The 24,565-nt window shown below is 48.6% G+C and carries 24 protein-coding genes and 1 tRNA gene; 15 read left to right on the forward strand and 10 right to left on the reverse strand.

What is annotated here, in order from left to right:
- The first annotated feature begins 147 nt into the window (after positions 1-147).
- The 10 genes from NC980_RS17280 to NC980_RS17325 all read left to right on the forward strand — a co-directional run bounded on the left by NC980_RS17280 (position 148) and on the right by NC980_RS17325 (position 12,304).
- Positions 148-2,295 carry a polyribonucleotide nucleotidyltransferase gene (locus NC980_RS17280; protein ID WP_190376435.1) on the forward strand — a complete coding sequence of 716 codons (2,148 nt, stop codon included), beginning with the start codon at positions 148-150 and terminating at the stop codon, positions 2,293-2,295.
- A 407-nt stretch (positions 2,296-2,702) separates the two neighbouring features.
- Positions 2,703-3,419, forward strand: a complete 717-nt coding sequence (locus NC980_RS17285; protein WP_190376436.1) for a hypothetical protein — start codon at positions 2,703-2,705, stop codon at positions 3,417-3,419.
- Positions 3,420-3,704: 285 nt separating this feature from the next.
- A complete protein-coding gene (locus tag NC980_RS17290; protein ID WP_190376437.1) occupies positions 3,705-5,846 on the forward strand; it encodes a TonB-dependent receptor in 2,142 nt (713 codons plus the stop codon).
- A gap of 287 nt (positions 5,847-6,133) precedes the next feature.
- Positions 6,134-6,736: a DUF1517 domain-containing protein gene (locus NC980_RS17295; RefSeq protein ID WP_190376438.1), complete on the forward strand. Its 603-nt coding sequence runs from the start codon at positions 6,134-6,136 to the stop codon at positions 6,734-6,736.
- Positions 6,737-6,812: 76 nt separating this feature from the next.
- Entirely contained in the window at positions 6,813-7,703 is an 891-nt protein-coding gene (locus tag NC980_RS17300; protein ID WP_199298475.1) for a hypothetical protein, read from the forward strand.
- Positions 7,704-7,807: 104 nt separating this feature from the next.
- Complete coding sequence (locus tag NC980_RS17305) at positions 7,808-9,331, forward strand: ATP-dependent DNA helicase (protein WP_190376439.1); 1,524 nt, start codon at positions 7,808-7,810, stop codon at positions 9,329-9,331.
- Between the two features lie 32 nt (positions 9,332-9,363).
- On the forward strand, positions 9,364-9,576 hold the full coding sequence (locus tag NC980_RS17310) for a DUF2839 domain-containing protein (RefSeq protein ID WP_190376440.1): 213 nt from the start codon (positions 9,364-9,366) through the stop codon (positions 9,574-9,576).
- Positions 9,577-10,013: 437 nt separating this feature from the next.
- Positions 10,014-10,364, forward strand: a complete 351-nt coding sequence (locus NC980_RS17315; protein WP_190376441.1) for a DUF1815 family protein — start codon at positions 10,014-10,016, stop codon at positions 10,362-10,364.
- A 153-nt stretch (positions 10,365-10,517) separates the two neighbouring features.
- Positions 10,518-11,405, forward strand: coding sequence for an alpha/beta hydrolase (locus NC980_RS17320; protein WP_190376442.1), 888 nt, complete (start codon positions 10,518-10,520; stop codon positions 11,403-11,405).
- 170 nt (positions 11,406-11,575) lie between these two features.
- On the forward strand, positions 11,576-12,304 hold the full coding sequence (locus NC980_RS17325; RefSeq protein ID WP_190376443.1) for a glutathione peroxidase: 729 nt from the start codon (positions 11,576-11,578) through the stop codon (positions 12,302-12,304).
- A 98-nt stretch (positions 12,305-12,402) separates the two neighbouring features.
- Here the strand turns inward: NC980_RS17325 and NC980_RS17330 are convergent, their stop codons facing one another.
- The 7 genes from NC980_RS17330 to NC980_RS17360 all read right to left on the reverse strand — a co-directional run bounded on the left by NC980_RS17330 (position 12,403) and on the right by NC980_RS17360 (position 16,225).
- Positions 12,403-13,233, reverse strand: coding sequence for a slipin family protein (locus NC980_RS17330; protein ID WP_190376444.1), 831 nt, complete (start codon positions 13,231-13,233; stop codon positions 12,403-12,405).
- A gap of 93 nt (positions 13,234-13,326) precedes the next feature.
- Positions 13,327-13,590 carry a DUF3146 family protein gene (locus tag NC980_RS17335; protein ID WP_190376502.1) on the reverse strand — a complete coding sequence of 88 codons (264 nt, stop codon included), beginning with the start codon at positions 13,588-13,590 and terminating at the stop codon, positions 13,327-13,329.
- Positions 13,591-13,598: 8 nt separating this feature from the next.
- Positions 13,599-14,216: an aminoacyl-tRNA hydrolase gene (gene pth / locus NC980_RS17340; RefSeq protein ID WP_190376445.1), complete on the reverse strand. Its 618-nt coding sequence runs from the start codon at positions 14,214-14,216 to the stop codon at positions 13,599-13,601.
- Positions 14,217-14,222: 6 nt separating this feature from the next.
- The gene (locus NC980_RS17345) at positions 14,223-14,519 is read right to left on the reverse strand and encodes a TatA/E family twin arginine-targeting protein translocase (protein ID WP_190376446.1); all 297 of its coding nucleotides are present in this window, start codon (positions 14,517-14,519) and stop codon (positions 14,223-14,225) included.
- Positions 14,520-14,654: 135 nt separating this feature from the next.
- Complete coding sequence (gene psbH / locus NC980_RS17350) at positions 14,655-14,849, reverse strand: photosystem II reaction center protein PsbH (RefSeq protein ID WP_059000601.1); 195 nt, start codon at positions 14,847-14,849, stop codon at positions 14,655-14,657.
- 106 nt (positions 14,850-14,955) lie between these two features.
- Entirely contained in the window at positions 14,956-15,438 is a 483-nt protein-coding gene (locus tag NC980_RS17355; RefSeq protein WP_190376447.1) for a hypothetical protein, read from the reverse strand.
- A 52-nt stretch (positions 15,439-15,490) separates the two neighbouring features.
- Entirely contained in the window at positions 15,491-16,225 is a 735-nt protein-coding gene (locus NC980_RS17360; RefSeq protein ID WP_190376448.1) for a phycocyanobilin:ferredoxin oxidoreductase, read from the reverse strand.
- Positions 16,226-16,478: 253 nt separating this feature from the next.
- On the opposite strand from NC980_RS17360, the gene menA reads away from it, so the two are divergent.
- The 5 genes from menA to NC980_RS17385 all read left to right on the forward strand — a co-directional run bounded on the left by menA (position 16,479) and on the right by NC980_RS17385 (position 20,171).
- Entirely contained in the window at positions 16,479-17,378 is a 900-nt protein-coding gene (gene menA, locus NC980_RS17365; RefSeq protein WP_190376449.1) for a 2-carboxy-1,4-naphthoquinone phytyltransferase, read from the forward strand.
- Entirely contained in the window at positions 17,378-18,334 is a 957-nt protein-coding gene (locus NC980_RS17370; protein WP_190376450.1) for an o-succinylbenzoate synthase, read from the forward strand. Before menA ends, NC980_RS17370 begins: the two co-directional genes overlap by 1 nt.
- Positions 18,310-19,614: a 2-succinylbenzoate--CoA ligase gene (locus NC980_RS17375; RefSeq protein WP_190376451.1), complete on the forward strand. Its 1,305-nt coding sequence runs from the start codon at positions 18,310-18,312 to the stop codon at positions 19,612-19,614. The genes NC980_RS17370 and NC980_RS17375 overlap by 25 nt, the downstream gene beginning before the upstream one ends.
- 80 nt (positions 19,615-19,694) lie before the next feature.
- On the forward strand, positions 19,695-20,027 hold the full coding sequence (locus NC980_RS17380; RefSeq protein ID WP_190376452.1) for a hypothetical protein: 333 nt from the start codon (positions 19,695-19,697) through the stop codon (positions 20,025-20,027).
- Between the two features lie 62 nt (positions 20,028-20,089).
- Positions 20,090-20,171: transfer RNA gene (locus NC980_RS17385), tRNA-Leu, on the forward strand.
- A 57-nt stretch (positions 20,172-20,228) separates the two neighbouring features.
- Here NC980_RS17385 and NC980_RS17390 read toward each other — a convergent pair.
- The 3 genes from NC980_RS17390 to NC980_RS17400 form a co-directional block, all read right to left on the reverse strand.
- Entirely contained in the window at positions 20,229-22,016 is a 1,788-nt protein-coding gene (locus NC980_RS17390; protein WP_190376453.1) for an ABC transporter ATP-binding protein, read from the reverse strand.
- Positions 22,013-23,746 carry an ABC transporter ATP-binding protein gene (locus NC980_RS17395; RefSeq protein WP_190376503.1) on the reverse strand — a complete coding sequence of 578 codons (1,734 nt, stop codon included), beginning with the start codon at positions 23,744-23,746 and terminating at the stop codon, positions 22,013-22,015. The genes NC980_RS17390 and NC980_RS17395 overlap by 4 nt, the downstream gene beginning before the upstream one ends.
- 315 nt (positions 23,747-24,061) lie before the next feature.
- Entirely contained in the window at positions 24,062-24,523 is a 462-nt protein-coding gene (locus NC980_RS17400) for a cupin domain-containing protein (RefSeq protein ID WP_190376454.1), read from the reverse strand.
- Between the last annotated feature and the right edge of the window lie 42 nt (positions 24,524-24,565).

The raw sequence follows: 24,565 nt of genomic DNA on the forward strand, positions 1-24,565 counted from the left end.
CCCATGAACTCGACCCACTTCCCACTCTCCATCCCCCACTTCTTCAACTAAAATCCCTCCACTCTATTGCAAACAAAAAGGTCAGCAAAAGTATATCGATGTTAGGATTGCGGTAGTAGGAAAAGAGAAGAAAGGAAAATATAATTCATGCAAGAGTTCGAGAAGTCAATATCCTTTGATGGTAGGGATATTCGGCTCAAAGTCGGCTTGTTAGCCCCCCAAGCTGGAGGAGCAGTTTTAATCGAGTCAGGAGATACAGCAGTTCTGGTGGCTGCGACTCGTGCAAAAGCAAGAGAGGGCATCGATTTTCTGCCCTTGCTCGTGGACTACGAAGAGCGCTTGTACGCAGCCGGGCGCATCCCCGGTGGATTTCTTAAGCGCGAAGGTCGTCCCCCAGAAAAAGCAATTCTCACCAGTCGTTTGATCGATCGTCCCCTGCGTCCGCTATTCCCCGCCTGGTTACGCGATGACATTCAAGTGGTTGCCACAACGATGTCAATGGATGAACGAGTGCCGCCCGATGTACTTGCCGTTACCGGAGCCTCGATCGCAGTCCTGCTCGCTAAAATCCCCTTCAATGGCCCGATGGCAGCGGTGCGAGTGGGTTTAGTCGGCGATGATTTTGTGATCAACCCCACTTACAAAGAGATCGAGTCGGGTGATTTAGATTTAGTCGTTGCTGGCTCTCCGAACGGCGTGATTATGGTCGAAGCGGGCGCAAATCAACTGCCCGAAGCGGACATGATCGAAGCGATCGATTTCGGCTACGAAGCGGTGCGCGATCTGATTCAAGCGCAGCGTGAGTTTATTGAAGCACTCGGCATCGAGTTAGTGCAAGAAGCAGCGCCGGTGATTGATCAAACGCTGGAGCATTTTATCCGCGATCGCGTCACGGCTCCGGTCAAAGAGATTCTTGCTCGGTTAGAAAAAGACAGAACCGTTCGCGATGCAGCACTTGATGAAGTCAAAGCCGCACTGGTCGCTGAAATCGAAGCCCTGCCCGAAGATGATCCAGTCAAAGCGGCAGCATCCACCGATGCCAAAGCCCTCAGCAACACCTTCAAAGACGTGACCAAAACGCTGATGCGTCGTCAAGTCGTCGAAGATAACGTCCGCGTCGATGGTCGCCAGCTCGACGAAATTCGCCCGATTTCTTGTCGAATCGGCGTTCTGCCGCAGCGAGTTCACGGTAGCGGTGTATTCAATCGCGGACTGACCCAAGTGTTATCGATCGCGACTCTTGGCAGTCCGGGCGATGAACAAGAAATGGACGATTTGCACCCCGACACCGAGAAACGCTATCTGCACCACTACAACTTCCCGCCCTTCTCGGTAGGAGAAACGCGACCGATGCGATCGCCCGGTCGGCGTGAAGTCGGTCACGGGGCATTAGCCGAACGCGCCCTTATTCCTGTTCTTCCCCCCAAAGAACAGTTTCCCTATGTGATTCGAGTTGTGTCTGAAGTCTTGTCTTCAAACGGCTCCACTTCAATGGGTTCTGTGTCTGGATCAACGCTGGCACTGATGCACGCCGGAGTTCCGATTATCAAGCCCGTTAGTGGTGCGGCAATGGGACTAATCAAAGAAGGCGAAGAAATCCGCATCCTCACTGATATTCAGGGGATTGAGGATTTCTTAGGCGACATGGACTTCAAAGTCGCTGGAACTGATACAGGGATTACGGCGCTGCAACTCGATATGAAAATTAGTGGGTTGCCGATGAACGTGATTGCTGATGCAATTCACAAAGCAAAACCCGCCCGTCTGCATATCCTCGACAAAATGCTCGAAGCGATCGACAAACCTCGCCCAGAGCTTTCGCCGTATGCACCCCGCTTGCTGACGATCAAGATCGATTCTGATCAAATCGGCATGATCATCGGACCTGGTGGTAAGACGATCAAAGGCATCACCGAGGAAACCGGAGCCAAGATTGACATCGCTGAAGACGGTACGGTGACAATTTCGGCAATCGAAGGCGAGAAAGCCAAACGCGCTAAAGCGATTATCCAAGGCATGACGCGCAAGCTGAATGCAGGCGATATCTATGCGGGTAAAGTGACGCGGATTATCCCGATCGGTGCATTTGTCGAGTTTCTCCCCGGCAAAGAAGGCATGGTTCACATTTCGCAGCTTGCCGATCATCGCGTCGGTAAGGTTGAAGATGAGGTGATGGTGGGCGATGAAGTGGTCGTGAAAGTCCGCGAAATCGATAACCGGGGTCGAGTCAATCTTACTCGTTTGGGCATTCATCCCGACGAAGCCAGCGCAGCGCGGGAAGCCGCCGCGAAATAACAGTTCGGGAATTGTTTATTCCAAGAACGATTCCTGATCCCAAGGTAGGATTACCGAAACATGGAATCCGCACGATCGCTCACAATGAGCAGGTCTGCGGATTTTTTGTGCTGATCGTTCTTATCTCTTTATTGCTCACGAACGATCAATAAAGAGATAAGAACGATCATTCGTGAGCAGTACAAGCCCAACGGAGCACTAAAACAGCTCGCCGGAGCACTGAAATAGCGATCGCGACCACTGAAACAGCTCGCCGGAGCACTAAAACAGCTCTCCAGATCACTGAAATAGCTCTCTGGAGCACTAAAACAGCGATCGCCATCTCATCAATCAACTCACCAAACCCGATCGCAGCAAAAAAGATCCTTCTACGGGGGAGGACGAGTCATGCGGTTTCACCCATAAAATTGAGCGACAATCCCTTGATGGTGAGCATGATGGTGCAAGAACGGAACACTCCCCCCCGAAAAGCTTTAGAACCAGATCTCGATTCTCCACGTCGCGCCGATCCCCTACCGGTTCCGCCTAGGGTGAATTCACATCAAGGCACACCGATGACTGACATTGCTTCGGGTCTAGCCCTCTTGCTGTCGGTGATTGCTTTCTTTCTTAGTTGCTTTGCCGCAATTCAAGCAAGTAGTCTGCGGCGACAAAGTGAACCTGCACCCAATCCAGCGCAGTCAGGTTCGCCCAATCAAGGTATTAGTCGTCCGATCGCGCCGATGATTGCCCAAAATCGATTTCAACAAGTCGAACCCGGTCGTTATCGCCAACCGACCCTAGATCAATCGGGCGAAGTTGAAATTCTATCGGCAAACCGAGTCACCCAGTCTGGAAATCCCAATCTCGCCACAATTCAACTCCGGATTCGTCGCCTCGATCAACCCGCACAGGGACTCACAGAAATCGATTTACCCAACGCTTACGCGCTGAACACTCGCACCAACGAGAAATACACAGCAGTGAGTGCCCAAACCCCGAATAGTCAGTTCGTCACAATGGCAAGCTTAAGTCCGGGCGCGACAGTCAATGCTTCGGTGACAGTGCGAGTGCCGAAGGATCTCGATCGCATTGATTTGGATATTCCAAACGTCCGTGTTTTTCGTAATGTCCCGATCGGCTAGAGACGCTCCGACGAAATGCTTCCATCAACCCATTACAGGTAATATCGCACTGCTGTCACGACTCGGATTAAGTTGACAATACTGGTGAAAATGGCGATTGCTACGCAACGTCGACAGACGAACGCGACAAGAAAGAAGCAAAAGAATCGTCCTCCCTGACGATTGAACTACGACGCGGTGTCGTTTGACAGCGCGCCTGACAACCTTCTATACAAGTGACTACATAGCATTACTAAGCTCAAAGCTTAAATAGCAACTTAAGCATCTAGTCACATCACAATCCTGATGAAATTTCATTCACTTGGCATCGCGTTTATATCTGGCGCGGCATGGTTTTGCACGATTATAGAATTAAGCTATAGTTCAGAAGCATCAGCAAACCCCGCTTCAGATCATTCTTTAAAGAACGTTAGGATTTCACAACCATCATCCACACTTGCTAATCTGCGTGACTTTCAAAAGCCACTGACTGATGCTCGTTTACTGCAATTCGATTTTTCATCAACAAGTGATAACACCGTAGAAATTGCACAAGAGAGTCAAGCTCCAGATAGTCAAGCTCCAGATTCCGCTGCGGAAGAAGAAGAGGAAGAAATTATTGGAGTCGAGAAGCTTCAAAAGCCAACCTCAACTCCGGTTTATACGATCGACTCTAACGAAATTCGGCGTGAGAGTTCGGATAGTTTAGCCGAGATTTTGCGGGGATTGCCTGGATTTGCTGTCAATGATGTCGGCTTTGGTGCGGATATTCACACTGGAACCTTTTACCGGGGGGCTTCGATCAATCAATCCGTGTTTCTGCTCAACGGTAGACCGATCGGAACAAATGTCAATATCTATCACGGTGGCACTGATCTCAACTCAATTCCTACAGGCGCGATCGAGCAAGTCGAACTATCGAGCGGAACGGCCGCGACTCTCTACGGCTCTGAAGCGATCGGCGGTGTGGTGAATGTCGTCACAAAGAAAGGGACTGGTCTTCCACAGTTCAATGGCTTTGCTCAGTTAGGATCGTTTAGCTCCTCGAACTATCGCGGCATCTACTCTGGCTCATTCGGAGACGTGAACTATCTATTGAGCTATCAGCGATTCAAGGCGGACAATGATTATCGTGTTCCGGTTGGAGCTGCGAATCGGGGCTTGGATGGGCGACTGTTTAACGGCGATTCGACTCAAGATAATTACTATGGCAATCTGAGTTTCGACCTTGGCGATCGCAACTCGGTCAGCTTAGATGTCTCAACAGTCACAAGTCGGCGCGGACTCTTGTACTTTGGATTTCCATTACAGCGCGATCGCTTAGATCACGACACGGTGAATGTCGGCTTAGCTTGGAAAGCCCTGCTAGGAAACAGGCAAGACTCTACGCTCAATACCACGTTGTCGTTTAATCAAGACTACTTTAGTACTTACGGACCGACACAAACCACATTCTTTCGCCGTGGCATTCTGAACTCTCGCGGCTTGAATGCCAGAGTCGAACACAATTGGCAAACGAGCAAAACGAACAATCTGCGTTGGGGTGTAGATCTGCAAAATTCGCTGCTCAACGGAGAAGCTTTTAGTACACTGCCGCAATTGGCTCGATTTAATGGAGAGTTCGATCGCGATCGCATTCAAGCTGCCTTGTTTGCCTTGAATACTTGGCAGATTACCAACAATTTCCAGGCAGAATTTGGATTGCGCCAGAACTTTACTAGCGAATTTGGGAGTTATCTCAATCCCAGTGTCGGAGCGCGTTGGGCACTCTCATCCGGTCTTGCACTCCGGGGAAGTTGGGGCTCTGTCCATCGCAATCCGGGCTTAGATCAACTGTATGCGTTTGATACGGTTCACAACTGGTTGCCGAATCCTGACCTCAAGCCTGAAATCGGATCGTCTTGGACGGCTGGATTGGATGTGCAACTCGCGAAAAGCTTCGCAGCGCAGTTCACATACTTTGGTAGTCGGTTAAACGATCGCATTGCCGTTCAATCGGGACAATGGACAAATGTTGGCTTGGTCAATACGAATGGCATTGAGGCAGCATTGCGCTGGCAGGTTTCCCCACAGTGGTCTACCTTTGTGAACTATACTTACACCGATGCCAAGATTGGTAGTGGTGCAGAACGAGGATTGCAGTTAAGTACGATTCCGTTTTCGGTCGCACGATTTGGCATCGGTTATGCTTCAAACGGTTGGGAAGTGAATTTATATGCCAACTACTTTAGCGGCGCACGACGTGCTTTATTCACGCTAGTAAATGATAATCCCCGCGAGTTTTCACCATCTTGGATTAGTTTTGATCTGGGCTTGCGGATTCCGGTGACGCGTGGATTGGGTCTCACCGTGTTTCTCGAAAATCTTGCCGATCGCAGCTATGAAAAAGTCAATCGCATCTATCAACCGGGTTTAACCTATCGAATTGGTTTAGTCTCAGATTTCTAGAGTGTTGAGGCTTAAGTTTGATAATGTTCTAGCCTTACTAAGACGCGAGTGCTGAGAATCAGCTCGACAGCTGTGATTGAAGAATTAATGGAGTGAAAATGGCGGTCACAACTAAAAAGAAATGAGCGGCTGCGCTTAAGTGCCTCTCTATCACACGGTCTGGCTCCTCAAAGTCATCCGCACAAGATAATGTGAAGCGCAAGAAACGCCTGACTTATGACAGACGTTCTCATTCCGAAAGTTTAGTACGTTGTCCCTTGTTTATAAATAGAATTCAGGTTGTTTTTATGAGTTTACGTGATCGGTTTAATCGATTTACAGGTAGAAATCGCTTTGTGGTCTGCCGCATCTTCCTGCATCTAGCAGGAGATGAAGTTGCGCCACTGCTCGGTATCCTCAACCAAGCAGGTCGAAAAGCGCTCCAGTCCGAAGGCGATCTGCAAGTCTTAGGCGAAGGCTTGGTCGAAATTTGTCAGAGTTTGCTGCAATATCAGACCTATTGGCGATCGGCAGCAAACGAAGGCGATGCGATTTCGGATGAAGGCGAAGCGGGAGACTATGTGAATGAACTATTCACCGATTCAGCCCAGCGTTATCTCAGTGCCCCCGAACTTGAACCCGATACGGGAACTACGACCGATCCATTGACGTTACCCGTGACGCAGAATTTGATCGTAATGATTACGATCGCAGCAGAAGGAGAAGTTCCTGAGCTCGAAACTGACCTTGCTGATCTTAGAGCGATGGCGACAGGACTCAAGGCAATCATTAACCTGCACTACCAAGAGCGATTACGAGCGATTCAAGTTCACTTTTCTCCTTCGCGTCTCGGCGACGAACTCAACTCCGATCATTTGCTGGAATTTTTCCCCGAACTGATCCCCCTCTAGAAATACACAGCCTTCTCTCGTTAGGATGCTGAATAGTGTAGAAAAAGACTCTAGAACGGTAAAGAGGTAAAGCCGAATGTTCTCTATTAAACTCGCGCGATCGATGATGCGAAAATTTCTTGCTCTCTCCATGTCAGTTGCGCTCTGCTGGACAACGGTCGGTTGTGGCAGCTCGTCGATCGGCGACCCGATCCGGACTGAATCGAATCGCCCAGCCGCAACCAGCCGCGCTACTCAAAAACTACCGGATGGAAAGTTCGCCGTTCAGCAAGCGACCTTCGATGATGGGACTGGTGAATATACCGTACTGCTGAGAGACACACCTGCAGGAGTCAATTCGTCGTTTAGAACGGAGAATTTACCCTTGGCTCAACTCACTCCAGAAGAAGTAAGTGCGGGTCAAAAAGGCTATCTCAAATCCGAAAACGGACAAGTTTCACTGCATATTCCCGAAGACTTCAAAATCGAGTACGTTCACAACGTCACGGAAAACGTCACCAATCCTCAAACTGGACGAACGGAGACAGTCGTTGTGCGACAAGAACCGAATTTCTGGGCACCGTTTGCGGGCGCAGTTGCGGGTCAAGCGATCGGTAGCCTCCTCTTCCGTCCCCAATATTACGTGCCCCCGTTCTATCAGCCCGGAGTGCCGATGACAGGATTTGGCGGATATGGCTCTTCCTACGGTCAAGCCGTCAATCGCTATCAGCAGCGCTATCAAGCACCGCCTGCGGTCGAACGCAACCGTCAGGTCTTCCGCTCGACCGGACGCATTGGATCGCCTGGATTTAATAATCCGCGTGTTGCGCGTCCCCGGATTAGCAACGATCGACCCACCGGATCGGGCTATGGAACCAGCACCTTACGCCGATCGAATCGCTCTACACCCAGCCGAGTCAACCGTCCGGGTGGATTTGGTAGCGGAACACGATCGCGTTCTTCCTTTGGTAGCGGTCGCCGCCGTTAATCGCAACGATTAGAAATTAAAAAACCCTGTGGCAAGTTATCTCGCCACAGGGTTTTTTATCAGTGTGTCAAAATGATGGTTTAGTTCCGCAGTGAGCGAAGCGTGTGATTGAGGTAGAAGTCCATCAACAACTGCGAGCCTTTCTCAGAGAGCAAGGCGAATTGTACTGGTCGCACCATCTGACAATGGCACGATTGGTCGCACGGGCGCTTCGTATCGGTCGGAGTGCCCTGATTCAAACGGGCGCACCCTCAGATCTTCAGGGACGCTACCGTTTAAGCTATCTTGTGCCGATTTTGATGTGGCACGAACCTGTGGTTCTGGTTGTGCCTGAAATGATCCAGCAGCGGATTTTAAGAGTTGAAGTTCCCCGGCTGCATCAGTGGATCACTCACCCAAAACCGATTCAGGTTAGCGATCGCGCTCCTTCTCCCGATTACAAAGGGATTTTAATTACCACTCCACAAGCGTGGCTGAGCGATCGACTCAACAATGAGAGCAGATTCCCCCCCGGAATTCCCACAATCATCGACGGCGTGGATGATCTAGAAGCCTGGACGCGAGAGCAACTGACCTTTAATATCGAATCCGCTGATTGGGAAGCGCTGATGCTTGCCTGTCCTGCTCAGGTCGATTTGATTCGAGATGCGCGCATTCAGTTGATTCGCGCTGTTTTTCAGCACCCTGCAAACCCTTACGAGTGTTATCTATTCGAGCAATCCGAACGCGACATTCTCACCGATCTCCATCAGCAATTAACCGAATCTTTGCCGCCGAACTGGGTACGATTTTTTGAGCAGTTCAACAAAGCAGAGCGCTTGACCTGGGTAATGATCGCGCGCCAATCCGGGCAGTTTTCCCTCCACTGCGCTCCGGTCGAAGTAGCTTCATCGCTTGCCCCGATTTGGTCACAGCAACCGACTGTACTCATCGGTGGAGCATTAGACCTGGACTCGGATGCCACGATCTATCGAGCCTCGATCGGTCTCGAAGCCGATTTAACCTGCTTGAAATTTGCGCTCGATCGCCAAGAAGACCTGGTTCAGCTTTATCAGCCTGAAGGTATTCCTTTACCGAATACACCCCAATTTCAGGGAGCATTGCTGCGAGAACTGCGATCGCTCCTCGCAATTTCTTCTCAAGCCTTTTCCGTCATTCTTGTCGGCGATACACCGTTAAAATCTCAAGTTGGGTCAATTTTGGCAGCGGAATTTGGCTCTAGAGTCCAAGTCGAGCGTACCTGTCTTGAGGACAACGGAATTTTAGTCACCGGCTGGGAATTTTGGCGGGAGCATCAAGGCGTTTTACCTGCGCCCCAAATGCTAGCGATCGCCACGTTACCGATTCCCTCACTAGAGCATCCTCTAGTTGCAGGTCGCGTTGCTCACTATAAACAGCATCGTCAAGACTGGTTTCGGCTCTACCTCTTACCGCAAGCCCTGAGCGAACTTCAACGCGCTGTCTCCCCGGTGCGCGAAAGTCAGGGAGTCGTCGCATTGCTCGATACTCGCGTTCTTCACCGCAGCTACGGCAGCCAAGTCTTAACTGCACTCAGTCCCTTCGCCCGCATTAACTACCTGGATGACACGCTCTTCAGCGATGTAGGCGACGAATCAAACGCGATATGATCGCATTAATACACCTCAACGCATAAAAATCTATGGGAGAAGCAAAACGTCGGAAAGAATCATTGGGTGACAATTACGGTAAAGAATCCAGAATTGCGCCCTGGTTGCCCCTAACCAAAACCCAAACGCAGCAGTTTATGAAGTGGACATCCACCGGAGCTTGGACTGGCATTGCCCTACTTGTAGTTGCGTGGATTGTCGTTCGATTTGTTGGCCCTGCGGCGGGTTGGTGGCAAGCCAATTAGATTTATTTCTAACAGGAAAAAGGCGATTTATTGGTTGATAAAGGGGATCAATTGATCCCCTTTATTGCTTTAATAAGAATTTCGTATTGATTCGATGAACTCTACGGATCAATTCCCCCCAATTGCGTGATCCCCTATCTACAATGAGGACAGCTTCAGTCAGGGGGCTTGATTACTTCTCGAAGTTAGCAAGCGTAACAAGCTTCAAACTTTACCTAAACAATAGTACGAAATATTAAGAGCCCTATGCTTTCTTGGGCTTGTTGCGTTCGCTACTTTAGCTAGTGGTTCAGTCGGGTAATATGACTCTCGTTAAGGTATTTTATTTAACACCTATTTTCTTCGGTATTTGCGCGATCGCGCTATATTATCAGGGAAATAAACGTTGAATTCTTAAGATAAGGTTTAGAATTAATCGTGGTGATTGGAGGACAATTGTGTTCTTACGACTAGCAGAGCAACACCGTCAATTTGTTCAAGATCTGGTAATGAATCTCCAAGCACTAGCAACCGTGTTGGAGAACCGGGGTTACTTGGCATCTTGTTACACCTGTGGCGGTCAAATGAATAGCGCTTCGTTTATGGTGAGTCTGGGCAATAACCACCTGATTCGGTTCTTGGTATCCGACTATGGCATCACCTGGACGGAAATGCGTGACGATCGAGAATTAATGAAGCTTGAGGGCGCGGAAGCGATCAGCCAGCTTCAAGAGTTAGCAAACTTGGTGAAGTATCAGATTAAGCCATCCGACTACCGCCCGATCGCACCTGTCGAAAGCTTACGATAAGCCAGCATCATTTAACGGTCAGTGATCTCCTCGTTTCTGCGGGTGCGCTTTCAATGAGATAATTTGGCAGAAAGCGAGGTGCATTCGTTAACGCAGCCCGTTGCGCCTCACGCCAAAGTGCCATCGCATCCGGGGCTGCTATAAAGATAACTTATGACCGTTCCTGACTCTAATTGGCAGCATCAATTCATTGAAGCCAACCAAATCCGATTGCATTATGTGACACAAGGAGAGGGAGACTTAGTTCTTCTACTGCACGGATTTCCTGAGTTTTGGTATTCATGGCGCTATCAGATTCCAGCACTAGCACGGCATTTTAAGGTAGTTGTTCCCGATCTCAGAGGCTATAACGATTCAGAAAAGCCCGCGAGCGGGTACGACCTCGATACCTTAAGCGCAGATATTCGTAGCTTGATCGATCGCTTAGGCTACGATCGCGCTCATGTGGTGGGGCACGACTGGGGCGGTGCGATCGCGTGGCGATTGGCGCAGAAATTTCCGAGTTCACTCGATCGCTTGGCGCTCCTCAGCGCTCCACACCCGCAGCGATTCGCCAAAGATTTACTCGGCAACTTGGATCAACTGCGTCGGAGTTGGTATGTGCTGGCGTTTCAGGTTCCTAACTTACCAGAGTGGCTGATTCAGTCGAACATGAGAGCATTTGTGCAGAATATGCTGCAAGAGCAAGCCGTCCGCAAGGGAGTGTTTACTCAAGACCTGGTTCAGAAGTATCAAACAGCGCTGCAAAAACCGGGGGCGATCGCTGCTGCCATGAATTACTATCGTCAGCTATTTTTATCCGGGCACTGGATGCGGGATTGGATGCGATCGCCCGATCCGATTTCGGTTCCGACCTTGGTGCTTTGGGGTGACGAAGATTCGATTCTCAGTCCGAAGTTGATGGACGGGATCGAGCAGTGGATTTCGGCTCCGTTTAAGTTCAAATTGATCCCGCACTGTGGGCATTGGATTCAGCAGGAAGTCCCGCAAACCGTGAATCGAGAACTGCTTGAATTTCTCAGAAGTCCTGCTTGGGCGTAACATTGCCGCAAATTGTCATTCAGCGAACGATCGTGCACTTTATGGCGATCGTTCTTTTTTTGTGAAATCATTTGTTGTGGCAAAAACGATCGTTCTACGCTTGACAAGTCGTACTCATTCCGAGTACGCTTTCTAAAGAAATAAAGCAACTTAAAAAGAGAGAAGCGCTTATGTTCATCGATCGCTCCGGGCAAAAAGTTCCGAATGTCGCTTTCCGCACCCGCGAAAACAATGAATGGGTCACCATCACAACACATGAATTATTTGCAGGTAAGACAGTGATTGTGTTCTCACTACCAGGAGCATTCACACCAACCTGTTCATCAACGCACGTTCCTGGCTACAACGAACTGTCAAAGGTATTCAAAGCGAATGGTGTCGATGATATTATTTGCATCTCTGTGAATGATGCGTTTGTGATGACTGAATGGTGCAAATCTCAGAACGCCGAAAACGTCCGCATGATTCCTGACGGGAATGGAGAATTTACCGACGGCATGGGGATGCTGGTCGATAAAAGCGATCTTGGATTCGGAAAACGATCATGGCGCTATTCGATGCTCGTAAAAGATGGAACGATCGAGAAAATGTTCATCGAACCCGACGAACCCGGAGACCCATTCAAAGTGTCAGATGCTGACACGATGCTGAAGTACATTAATGAAACCGCAGAGAAACCAAAAGCGATCTCACTGTTCACAAAAATTGGATGTCCGTTCTGCGCTAAAGCAAAACGAATGCTGAAAGAGCATGACCTCGACTATGAAGAGATCATTTTGGGTCGGGATGCCAGCCCTCGCACCTTACGAGCGGTAACGGGTGCAACTACAGTGCCGCAGGTATTTGTCGATGGCGTACTGGTTGGTGGATCTGAAGATTTAGAGGCATATCTGGCGTAATCGTTGACAAAAAAACCGGTAGAGAGATTTCTACCGGTTCAACGAATAATCAATTACTCAAACTCCGAGCGCAGTGCTGCACAAATTCAAAACTTTCTCTATTCTCGATCCGTTCTCTTCGGTGTGAAGAGAACTTCGGGGTGAAAAGGCTGTGCCTCCTGCCCGTTCGTTGAGGAAGTTGAAGGCTCTGCTAAGCGACGTGCGGCATTAATAAAATCAGACGGCATCATTATGATCGTCGTCGTATTATTCTCCGCCCCAATTTCCGTCAACATTTGCAAGCGTCGAAGCTCCAGTGCCGCCGGATTTTGGCTCATATTCTGTGAAGCTTCTGCCAGTTTCAGCGATGCCTCTTGTTCTGCCGAAGCTTTGATCAAGCGCGATCGCTTTTCCCGTGTCGCTTCCGCTTCTTTTGCCATCGCCCGTTGCATACTGGCTGGAATCTCGACATCTTTGATCTCAACTCGCTCTAGCACAATTCCCCAAGGCTCAGTAATCTCATCCACAATTTCTTGAACCCGCGAATTGATCTTGTCGCGATGCTGTAGCACTTCATCCAGCATATTCTGACCGACCACGTTTCTTAAGCTGGTTAAAGCGACTTGATACACTGCCACTTCATAATTCTCGACACGGTTGATCGCTTTAGTCGGATCAAGAATTCGATAGTACAGAACAGCATTGACGCGAACAGTGACGCTATCTGCGGTAATCGTTTCTTGCGGTTCAATATTGACGGTTTTGGTACGAATATCTACCTGAACTTTCTGATCAACCCAGGGAATAATCCAGTACATTCCAGGCCCCATCGTGCCTTTAGCACGTCCCAACCGGAAAATCACGCCGCGCTGATATTCTCGATCGACCTTCAGCCCGTTCAGCGCCAGGATCACCAACGCTGTAAAAAAGACTGTAACAAAGCTTCCCATAATCGTGTTTCTTAAAGGGATAGCTTTGTTCTAACACGCACGATCGACGAAGTACCCCACTTGACCCGCGTAAGAATCTTAAATTTGATAAATCTACAACTCTGCTCGAATCGTGAACGAATAATCTCCACCAGGTTCAAGCTGATAGTCTTTAGCTTCGAGAAATCGTCCCAGCGGCTCTTTAATCAAAGCACGCCCCAACGAAGGTTGAATACTCAACAAGCCGCGCCGAAAATGCCAGTGAAACTGCCACTCATACTCATTTGCCCGCACTTCACCCTCGATGCTGCCCTGCTGCCAGGACTGACGGAGAATGCGGACATGGGCAGTGGTTTCTGGTAAACGTTTGCTCACAATTGGATGATTTACGGTTTCGGCTCTACGATCTGATTGTTATAAAGGCTCATCGCTTTTTCAACCCCTTGCTTGAGGCTGAGTTCGATCGCGCTCACGGTCAAGTCCAAAACTTCATCGATCGCGCTTTTCTCGTTTGGCGCAAAAGTGCCTAGTACATGAGATACCGCATCTTTCTCGCTCGACTTGGCACTGCCGATACCAATTCGCAACCGAGGAAACTGCTGCGTTCCCAAATGAGCGATCGCCGATTTCATGCCATTTTGCCCACCCGCCGAACCCGACAAACGAATTCTCAGCCGACCGACGGGTAAATCCATATCGTCGTAAATTACCATCACCGATTCGGGGGGGAGCTTGTACCAATCCACTACAGCCCGGATCGATTGTCCAGACAGGTTCATGTAGGTGGTCGGTTTGAGCAAGCGAATTTTGCCCGCAGGACTCATACCTTCTCCAAAAAAGCCCTGAAACTTCTTCGTTTCAGAGAGGCGAATTTGCCAGCGATCGGCGAGGCGATCGAGCGCGAGAAATCCGACATTGTGGCGGGTATTTTCGTATTTGCTGCCGGGATTTCCCAAGCCGACAATTAATTGAGGCAATTGAGCTAACTGAGGCACTTCGGACATAAAACTCTAATCTTTCTCGACGGTCGCGGTAATTGGCTCGTCGGTTTTGTCATGATCGGTTTCCGCTGGGGCAAGCGTCGGTTTCTCTTCTAAGGTCGCTTGCATCGATTGGGGCGTAGCGGTAGTGATTTGCTCAGCTTCGCGCTTAAATTCGTTTTCAAATTCTTTTGAAGCATCTTGGAAGCTGCGAATTGCTTTACCCATGCTGCGTCCGATTTCGGGAAGCTTTTTCGGACCAAACACCAGTAATGCAACCACCAAAATCAAGACCATTTCCGGTAAGCCAATGCCGAAAAAGTTCATAACAATCTCCGAGTAAGGGGTAGCTTCTATTCTAGAAGGTTGTTCTGTCGAGTTTCACGATCGTCTCTAATGCGCTTTGTAAAAAAAATCCCGGACGAATCCGGGAGCGCATATGCTAACCATGCGGCGATCGTTCTAACCGCCCCAATCCACATCAAAACCGTTGAGAATGAGTTCTTGGTTATAAATTTGCAGAATAATCAGCAGGAAGACCAAAAACAACGCCATAAAAATGCCCATCAAAGGCGTTGTGCCCCATCCGGGAACGACTTTACCGTATTCTGAATTCAAAGGTTTGAGGATGTCTCCCAATCGAGTCCGCTGTGCCATAGCCCACCTTGTTAAGTTAGTCTCGACAAATATCTAAACTCACACTACCACTTTCGCGTAACACTGTTAACGACAAGTTTAAGCGGATAGTTTAAGCGGATATAAGTTACGCTTCTCCTTTCCACGCTTCGATCACTTCATCGACGGTCTTTCCAAGAATCCGAGATAGTGGAATCAGTTGATGACTTTCTACTTCTGCACCTTGATAGATTCCCCGGAGTTCTACGCGAGATAGGCGGTAAGAATCACAGAATTTTGCAAACTCTTCTTCGGTCAGGTCTAGATCGGTTTGCCGTTCCCGCAGCATGACTGCGATCAGCGCGCTTCCTTGTAGGGGTCTTCCAACCTTTGCTAAATATTGCTGCACAAGGTCGCCAACACGATCGGATGATCCACCCGTGCGGGCGATTAGGTCATAACACGCAAGATACAAGGCTTTGCGAAACAGTTCTGCTTCATTGAGCGATTTGGCGATCGCTGCTGCATTTTTCGGATGGCAAAATCCAACGATCTCACCCTCATACGAGAGCGGCACGAAAGCCGATTGAGCCGAACATTCCCAGGAAAGAGCCGATTTAGCTTTTAACATCGTGGTAGCACCGCAGAAATCTTTGTTTAAGATTCCCCGCGCCCTCGAAGCATTACTCAGGCATGTCAAACAAAACGGTGGTGATGTAGCGATCTGCCCACGCTGTGCCGAAGGCTTTTTCCAGCACTCGGCGGGTTTTGTCGTTTTGCTGCTGCTGAGTGCAGTAGTATCGCTGTCCCGCCAGAATTTCGGCGCTTTGCTCTGGAGTTGGATCAGTGGCGATCGCCGTTTGACAGTGAATTTCTAAATACGATCGTACTTGCTCTAAAAATGCTGCTTCTTCTTCTGGACTGCTCGGACGTACCAGCAAACAGAAATCAGAAAAGATATCACCCCATTCTGGAACCGCTCGTCGCTGCACAAACTCAGTTTCAGGAACGGCGTTGAGTGCGGTTTGATAGTCTTCGGGAAGTTGGCGATCGGCACTAATTGGAGAGAGATCGGCGATCGCTAAGCTAATTTGTCCGCCACGTCCGCCGACTAGATCGGCTCCGAACATCGGTAACGCATACTCTGGACGCGGAAACATGACACAGTGCAAGATATCCAGCGAGTTTCCAAGCTTTGCCAGTTCGAGATGAAGTTTGCGGAACTGCGGCGATTGATAGCAGCGATTTTCAATCACCAGTTTTTCACCTTCCATTCGTCCTTCTACGTAGCCTAAATCTTCGGGCAGGTCGTAGGGTGACAGATCTAAGTGTTGCTGCCACACGCGCTCGATCATGTTGGCTAAATTGCGAATTAAAGGGTGTTGCTGTTGGCGTAGAGAAGGCGAAATCGAAGTCATATTAAATCAATGAAGAATGAGGATAAGGTGTTACTCACTCTTCTCTTTTACCAAGGATATCAGTTTGCAACTGGGAATTTTTAGATGCGGGGGTAGGGGATAGGGTTTCTCTGCCTCCTCCAGGTTGAGCGTTTGATAATTGTTGGCACAATCTGTAACGTTTCTATAATCGATCGCCACGTTGATCAAACCCGAGTGAGACACTGAAAAAAGTGCGTTATTACAAGCATTGGCTGTAGTTAGGAGCAAGTGGATGACCCTGCGATCGGTGGAGCCTGCTAAAAAGAAATTATGGTATGCCGCGATTAAGCCACCCATGTATAGTGTGGCAGTTATGCCGATTTGGGTTGGGTCTGCGGTAGCGTTTGCTAAAACTCGATCGCTCAATCCAGCAATTTTCTTCGTATTTTTGGTGTCTGCGATCTTGATCCTGGCTTGGGAAAATCTGAGTAATGATGTGTTCGACTCGGAAACTGGGGTCGATGTGAATAAAGCGAATTCGGTCGTTAACTTGACCGGAAATAAGCCGCTCGTCTTTTGGATTGCCAACGCTTGCTTGGTGGCTGGGCTTTCGGGGATTTTGTCGATCGCGCTGTTGCAGCAAGATTTTACAGTGATTGGATTGATTCTGCTGTGTTGTGCGATCGGCTATGTCTATCAAGGCCCACCCTTTCGATTGAGCTACAAAGGTTTGGGTGAACCGTTGTGCTTCGTGGCGTTTGGCCCTTTGGCATTTGCGGCAGCTTATTACAGTCAAACGAAAGCTTGGTCAACTGTGAATTTTGCGGCATCAATCGGCGTGGGAACCGCGACGAGTTTGGTGCTGTTTTGTTCGCATTTTAATCAGGTGAAAGATGATGCCGAGATCGGTAAAAAATCTCCGGTTGTGCGCTTGGGTGCAAAGCGATCGGCGGAACTTTTGCCTTGGATTTGTGGCAGTTTTTACGCATTGACGATTTTGTTTGTAATTTTGAAAGTGTTTCCGTTCTGGACGCTGCTGTCGTTACTGAGCTTTCCAGTTGCAAAACGTTTATGTCAAGTGATTAAAGCTCACTATGATCACCCGCATAAACTGTTGCGTTGTCGATTGATTGCGGTTGAATTGCATTTTTGGTACGGCTTGCTGTTTGGATTAGGATTTCTGCTTCCGTGATGAAGTTTGAGTTTCGCCCGTATCGTCGGCGATTCCGTCAGCCGTTGAAAACGCATCATGGAGTTTGGACGGTACGAGAGGGAATTCTGATTCGATTGGAAGATGCAGCGGGGCAAGTTGGGTTTGGGGAGATTGCGCCCTTGGAGTGGTTTGGCTCGGAGTCGATCGAGGATGCGATCGCGCTTTGTCGGAATGCACCAAGCGCGATCGATTTGAATTGGATTCGAGAGATTCCTCTTCCTGCTTGTCAATTTGGGTTTGAATCGGCTGCGTTGATGGCGTTGGGAAGCCCCCTAAATCCCCCACGAGTGGGGGACTTTGAAGGTGGGAAAGTGCTTCAACACAGTGGATTACTTTCTCAGGTGGAAGATTGGAAAACACTTTGGAACCAGGCGTATCGAACGTTTAAATTGAAGATTGCGATCGCGCCGATTGAAACAGAAATTACAACGATCGCATCATTACTCAGTCAATTACCAAAAGATACAGCGTTGAGACTCGATGCCAACATGGGATTGAATGAATCTGAATTACGCCAATGGCTAGAGTTTTGTGATGACTATAGCAGTATCGAATTTATAGAGCAGCCAATGCGAGAAAATGATTTTGAGATTATGTTGAAATTAAGTCAGCAATATCGAACTCAAATTGCATTAGATGAATCGGTTGCAACGCTTGGACAGCTTCGAGATTGCTACGATCGCGGCTGGCATGGAATCTTTGTGATTAAGCCTGCGATCGCTGGATTTCCGTCACAGCTTCGTCAATTTTGTCAGAAGCACCAAATTGATACTGTGTTTTCGACTGTTTTTGAGACGGCGATCGGGCGACAGATGGGATTGCAGCTTGCAGCAGAACTGAGCAATCGAGCCGTGGGATACGGTACGGCACATTGGTTTAATGAATTGAACAGTGAGAACTTTGAGGAGCTATGGAACAGCCTCTCAGTCGATTAGAATCATTCCGTTTTGCGGATGTTGAGAGATTAGTGGAATTGGCTCGACTGCGGTATTGGGAATTGCTGGAGATTGAGAAGCCAGTGATTTTATTGTGCGATCGCGATCCGGTGCAGTTTCTTGCGGGGTTTGTTGCGGCTTGCTCGGTTCCGTGTCAAGTGTTTTTGTGTAATCCAGATTGGGGTGAGACGGAGTGGCAGCAGGTTTTAGAGTTGGTTAAACCGAGCTTGTTTTGGGGAACTTCGGAGGTTGCAGAGACCCTGGAAAGCCCCCTAAATCCCCCACTTGTGGGGGACTTTGATTTCAGTCGGCAAAAATTGGCGATGAAAACACTCATCATGATTCCAACAGGTGGCACTTCAGGCAAAATCCGATTTGCAATGCACACATGGGATACGCTCAGCGCATCGGTGCAAGGATTTCGTCAATATTTTGAGATTGAATCGATTAACTCCCTTTGTGTCCTGCCGCTTTATCATGTGAGCGGACTGATGCAATTTATGCGATCGTTCCTCACAGGTGGCACATTCATTACTCAATCCTGGAAAACGCTAGAGACTCAATTCGACCCACAAGACTTTTTTATCTCACTCGTTCCGACCCAGCTTCAGCAATTGATGCCTTACTGGGACTGGTTAGCGAGATTCAAAACAATTTTGCTAGGGGGTGCGCCTGCGTGGTCAGATTTGCTGCAACAAGCCCGATCGCAGAACTTTCCGATCGCACCCACCTACGGCATGACCGAAACGGCTTCGCAAATTGCCACCCTCAAACCTGCCGATTTTCTTAGTGGAATTCAAGGCTGTGGGCGCGTTCTGCCTCATGCTGAAATCACGATCGTCGATCAAAAGCTCAGCATTCAAGCCAAGTCCTTAATGCTCGGTTACTACCCGAATTTGCTCACCGAGCCGAAATTCGCTCCCGATGACTTGGGGTATTTTGACGATTGCGGCTTTTTGCACCTGCTCGGACGAGACGGCAACAAAATCATCAGTGGCGGCGAAAATATTTTCCCGATTGAAGTTGAAGCGGCAGTTCGATCCACAAACCTCGTCCAGGATATTTATGTTTTAGGCACACCTGACCCGATTTGGGGGCAAAGCGTCACGGCAATTTTCGTTCCAAGTGATGAAGCCATTACGATCGACCAACTCAAAGCCGCTCTACGATCGCGCCTCACCGCCTTCAAACAGCCGAAGCACTGGATCAAAGTTGCTCAAATTCCGCGAACGGCTCAGGGAAAAATTCAGTCCGACCGCATCGATGCAATTCTCAAATGATCCGAAAGATTTCACCGTTGACGAAACCACATACTACACTTGTATTATAAACCTGTCCACACTTATGTAAGGAGACCATCATGCACACCTTAACTCGCACCAGCACAACGGAAATGGAAGTGACGAGCATCCGTTTAGAACGTGAGTTGAAGGAGCAGCTTAAAGCACTTTCTGGCAACCAAGGCTATCAAGCGCTCATTCGCGAAATTTTGTGGAATTACGTCCAACAGCGATCGGGCAGCTACACCCCAGAACTCTCTCCCGCCGATATTCGCGCCACCCTCTCCGCCACCGCCCAAACCGACGATCGCTGCGCCCTGACTGGCAAACCGATACATTCTGGAGATCAAATTCTGCTTGGGCTTACGATCGAGGGCAATCTTATTCCGCTCAGCCTCGGCAGTATGCCTTAACTCGAATATCGGGAGAAAGGATGAGTCAATTCTCCTTTCTCCTGTTATGATAAATATCGCAAGCGGATGTGGCGGAATTGGTAGACGCGCCAGATTTAGGTTCTGGTTTCGCAAGAAGTGAAGGTTCAAGTCCTTTCATCCGCATTTCTGAACTCTCTACCTGTACTGTACATTAACCGTAAGTTGGACATTCGTTCACTATTATGGAGCGGTCGGTGTGGGAGTGGTTGAGCCAAGTTGCAGTGCATAAAGATTAGCGTAAATTCCTTGTTGTGCCAGCAGTTCCGAGTGCGTTCCGTTTTCCACAATCTGTCCGCCTTGTACCACTAGCACCTGATCCGCTTGAGTCACCGTACTGAGGCGATGAGCAATCACAAAACTTGTGCGATTTTGAAGGAGTCGTGCGATCGCGTCCTGCACCAGTGCTTCGGTGCGCGTATCAACGCTGCTCGTTGCTTCATCCAGGATCAAAATTCGCGGCTGAATCAACACTGCTCTCGCAATACTAATCAACTGACGCTGCCCTTGACTCAGCATTGCTCCCCGTTCCCCTAAATAGGTTGAATATCCTTGTGGCAGCGTGGTAATCAGTTCGTGCACGTTTGCAATCTGAGCGGCGGCTTCAATCTCGGCTTGAGTTGCAGTGGGACGACCAAACGCAATATTTTCGGCAACAGTTCCGCTAAACAAAATCGTGTCTTGTAAAACAATCCCAATTTGGCGACGCAGACTAGCTTGAGTCACAGTTCTGACATCAATGCCATCAACCATTACTGTTCCACCAGTCACATCGTAAAAGCGAAGAATTAAGTTAATGATGGTGCTTTTTCCTGCTCCAGTTGCACCGACAAGCGCGATCGTTTGGCCCGGTTTAGCCAGCAGATTGACTTGATTTAAGACGCGCTGATTTGCGGTATAGCCAAAAGAAACATTCTCAAATCGCACTTCACCCTGCATGGGCGGCATCTCGATCGCATCAGGAGCATCATTAAGCTGTGAGGGTTCATCGAGTAAGCTAAAAATTCGTTCGAGTCCGGCGATCGCGGATTGAGCCTGGGTGTAAAACTGACTCAGAATCTGAATCGGTCTGAAGAATTGTTGAACATAAATCAAGAACGCAGTCACAACCCCGACTGTTGCTTGTCCGCTCACCGCTAAATAGCCACCGTATGCCAGTACACCTGCGGTTGCTAAGGTATTGAGAAAGTCGATCGACGGTAAAAAGGCTGCGGTGATTGCGACCGCTTGAATGTTCGCATCGCGATTTGCAGCATTGAGATGGACGAATTCATCAATGTTTAGTTGCACACGATTAAACGCTTGAGCTTCGCGCACACTGCTAATGTCTTCTTCGAGTTTAGTAGATAGTTCTCCGATCGTTTTTCGGGTGACTCGAAAGCGCGATCGTGCCCAACGTGAAAAGACTGCTGTAGTTAGAATCATCAACGGCACAACAAAGTTACTGACTAGCCCCAATTGCAGATTGATCAATAACATTGCAATGATGATGCCAACCAAGCTAAATAAGTTACCGAGCATTTGCGCTACGGTTTGACCGAAAGCTTGATTCACAGTGCTAACATCATTCAACAATCGACTCATCAAATCTCCAGCTTCGCTACGATCGAAGTAGCTCAACGGTAGACTTTGCACCTTCACGAAAATGTCTTCTCGGAGTTGCGCGAGGACGTGCTGCACAATCCAACCGACTCGGACAATCTGCTCACGAATTGCTTGGACACCAATAAAGTAAATCAGTGTCAGTACCAGTAGAGCGAGTAATAAGCCCTGAAGATTCCCTTGTGTGATCAAGTGGTCGATCGACCATCCAATAAAAAACGGCCCAACTGCCTGTGATGCGGCTCCGATTAACACACACAGCAATGCGATCGGAACTTGTTTACGATACGGCTGAGCATAGTTCAAAAACCGCCTTAATGTTGACACCTGGCGGGTTGACTTTTCGGTGGTTGCTAAAGGACTGTTCATGACCGTTTCACCTGAGATTCCAAAATTGCGCTGTAGAGCGGGCTAGTCCGCATTAGTTCTTCGTGCGTTCCCTGTGCGACTAACACACCTTGATCCATCAGCAAAATTCGATCGGCATTTCGCACCGTGGTAATCCGTTGGGCAATCACAAATGCAGTACAAGTTTTTTGCTCCATCAATCGATCGAGTGCCGTTTGAATTTCTGCAGCGGTTTTAGCATCAACGGCTGAGGTACTATCATCGAGGATCAAAATGCGATAGTCGGTTAACAATGTTCGAGCGATCGCAATCCGTTGGCGCTGTCCGCCGGATAGTCCGACACCCCGCTCTCCAACGATCGTGTCGTATCCATCCGGTAGTCCTGCAATAAAATCATGAATCTGCGCGGTTTTTGCAGCCTCGACGATCTCTGATAAAGACGCATCCGATTTGGCATAAGCAATGTTTTCTCGCAGCGTACCAGCGAACAAGGTTGTTTCTTGAAACACAATCCCAATGCGCGATCGTAAACTCGTCAAGCTGAACTCTCGCACATCATGCCCATCGATTCTGACGGCACCTCTAGTCGGGTCATAAAATCGCGGCAGTAGATTGACGATCGTACTTTTGCCTGATCCGGTCATGCCAAGAATTGCGATTAGTTCATTCGGCTTCGTTTCAAAGGAAACGCCTCTCAGGGCTTCAGTCGTTGCGCCGGGATAGCGAAATGAGACATTTTCAAACGTAATTCTGCCGCCACATTTCACAAACGGAATCGCATTGGGTCGATCGCGAATTTCAATTTCAGCATCAAGAACTTCATACACTCGTTGTGCCGAAGCTGCTGCTTGAGCGATCGCAGGTGCAGCAAATCCAATCAGCAAAATTGGTTGAAGAATGAACAGCAAATATGAATTAAACGCAACCAGTTCACCAATGGAAAATTGTCGATTGATCACCTGTGCGCCACCATATCCAACAACCGCAACGGTAATCAAATTGCTCAACAGGAAAATCAACGGAAACGTATTCCGAATTGCATACAGCGTCTTCATGCTGATAGCAATCAATTCATTGTTTAGTGCAGTGTAACGCGCTTTCTCCTGTGATTCTCGGACAAACGCTTTCACCACGCGCACACCGAGGAGATTCTCTTGCAAAACAGCATTTAGATCACCGAGTTGCTGTTGTACTCGCTGAAACACACTGCCATTCCGACTGAAGAATCGCGTTAATAGCCAAGCTGCGATCGGCACAACGATTAGTGTAATCAGTGCTAACTGCCAGTTCATCACCAGCAGAATTGTGGCGATCGTGACCAGCGTAATCACGGCTCCAATCACTTGAATTAAGCTTGTTCCGATCAACACTCGGATCTGCTCAATGTCGCTAGTTGCACGAGTGATTAACTGTGAAGTTTGACTGCGATCGTGGTAGCTAAAACTCAGCGTCTCAATCTTGGTAAACAATTGATTGCGTAGATCATACGCCACACCTTGCGAGGTCGCTTCCGACCAGAAGGTTTGCCCAAAGTTGAACAATCCCCGTGCGATCGCGGCAATCACCATCAAGGCTGCGCTTTCCCACACCACGGTGAAGTTCTTTGCCGCAATGCCTTGGTCAATGCCCCAACGAAAAATTTGGGGAGTGATAGCAGTTGCAGCAGTTAACAGCAGCAGACTTAAAACAGCACCGATCGCCACAAATCGATGCGCCTTTAAACCTTGCAACACTCGTCTGAGTGGAGCCATTGATGAAGGTTCGTCTTCACGGAGTTGAGTCAAACGACACCACCCTTAACAGTTGAACTGTGCGATCTTATGGAACTAAAGCGAGTCTAACATCTGCTTTAGGGCAGGCATATTTTGGTTAAACACGCTGCATCATTGTTTAATTCAACACAAACAACTGTTGAAAAACGTTTCAATTGTACATAGACTGAACATTTAGCTAAATGTATTGCAGCTAAATGCATTGCAGCTAAACGGAAAGTAACGTCAGTTCGACGGGTCTTCTACTTTATTTTGAACAGCCTTTCAGACTTAAATTTTCTCTCGATTTGAAGCTTATGTATTCTCAGGAACTGGGTATTGATCAAACCGTTGCATTAAGTCGAGTAGTTCCGCTTGGCTAGGTTGCCTTCCGTCTTTTGTCAAATCAGCTAATCCCTCAAAATACTGCTCACGTGAATCAGCAGGACAAAACATAATCAGCAATGTTGCTTGGGTCTGCCCAGCATTAGAAAATCCGTGAGGAGTGTTTTCCGGGACAAGAATGAAGGTTTTCGGCTCAGCAACCACTCGGCGCTCACCTAAAACCAGTTCTACCTCACCTTCTACAACATAAAACATCTCAGTCAATTCTTTGTGAATGTGAGGGCTAGCACCATTCGCTCCGGGTTCCATCACAAACTCAAACAAGCCAAAATGCCCGTGAGTTTCTTTGCCTGTTGCTTTGAATGTACAAGTGCTCGTGCGAATTTGTACCGATCGTCCTTCACCAGGTTGCAAAATTAGAGGAAGCGACATGGTTTACTCCTAAGTATCAGGGTGTTGGGAACTGTTGCGATC

Source organism: Leptolyngbya sp. AS-A5 (assembly GCF_039962495.1).
In the GTDB taxonomy this organism is placed as follows: domain Bacteria; phylum Cyanobacteriota; class Cyanobacteriia; order Leptolyngbyales; family Leptolyngbyaceae; genus Leptolyngbya.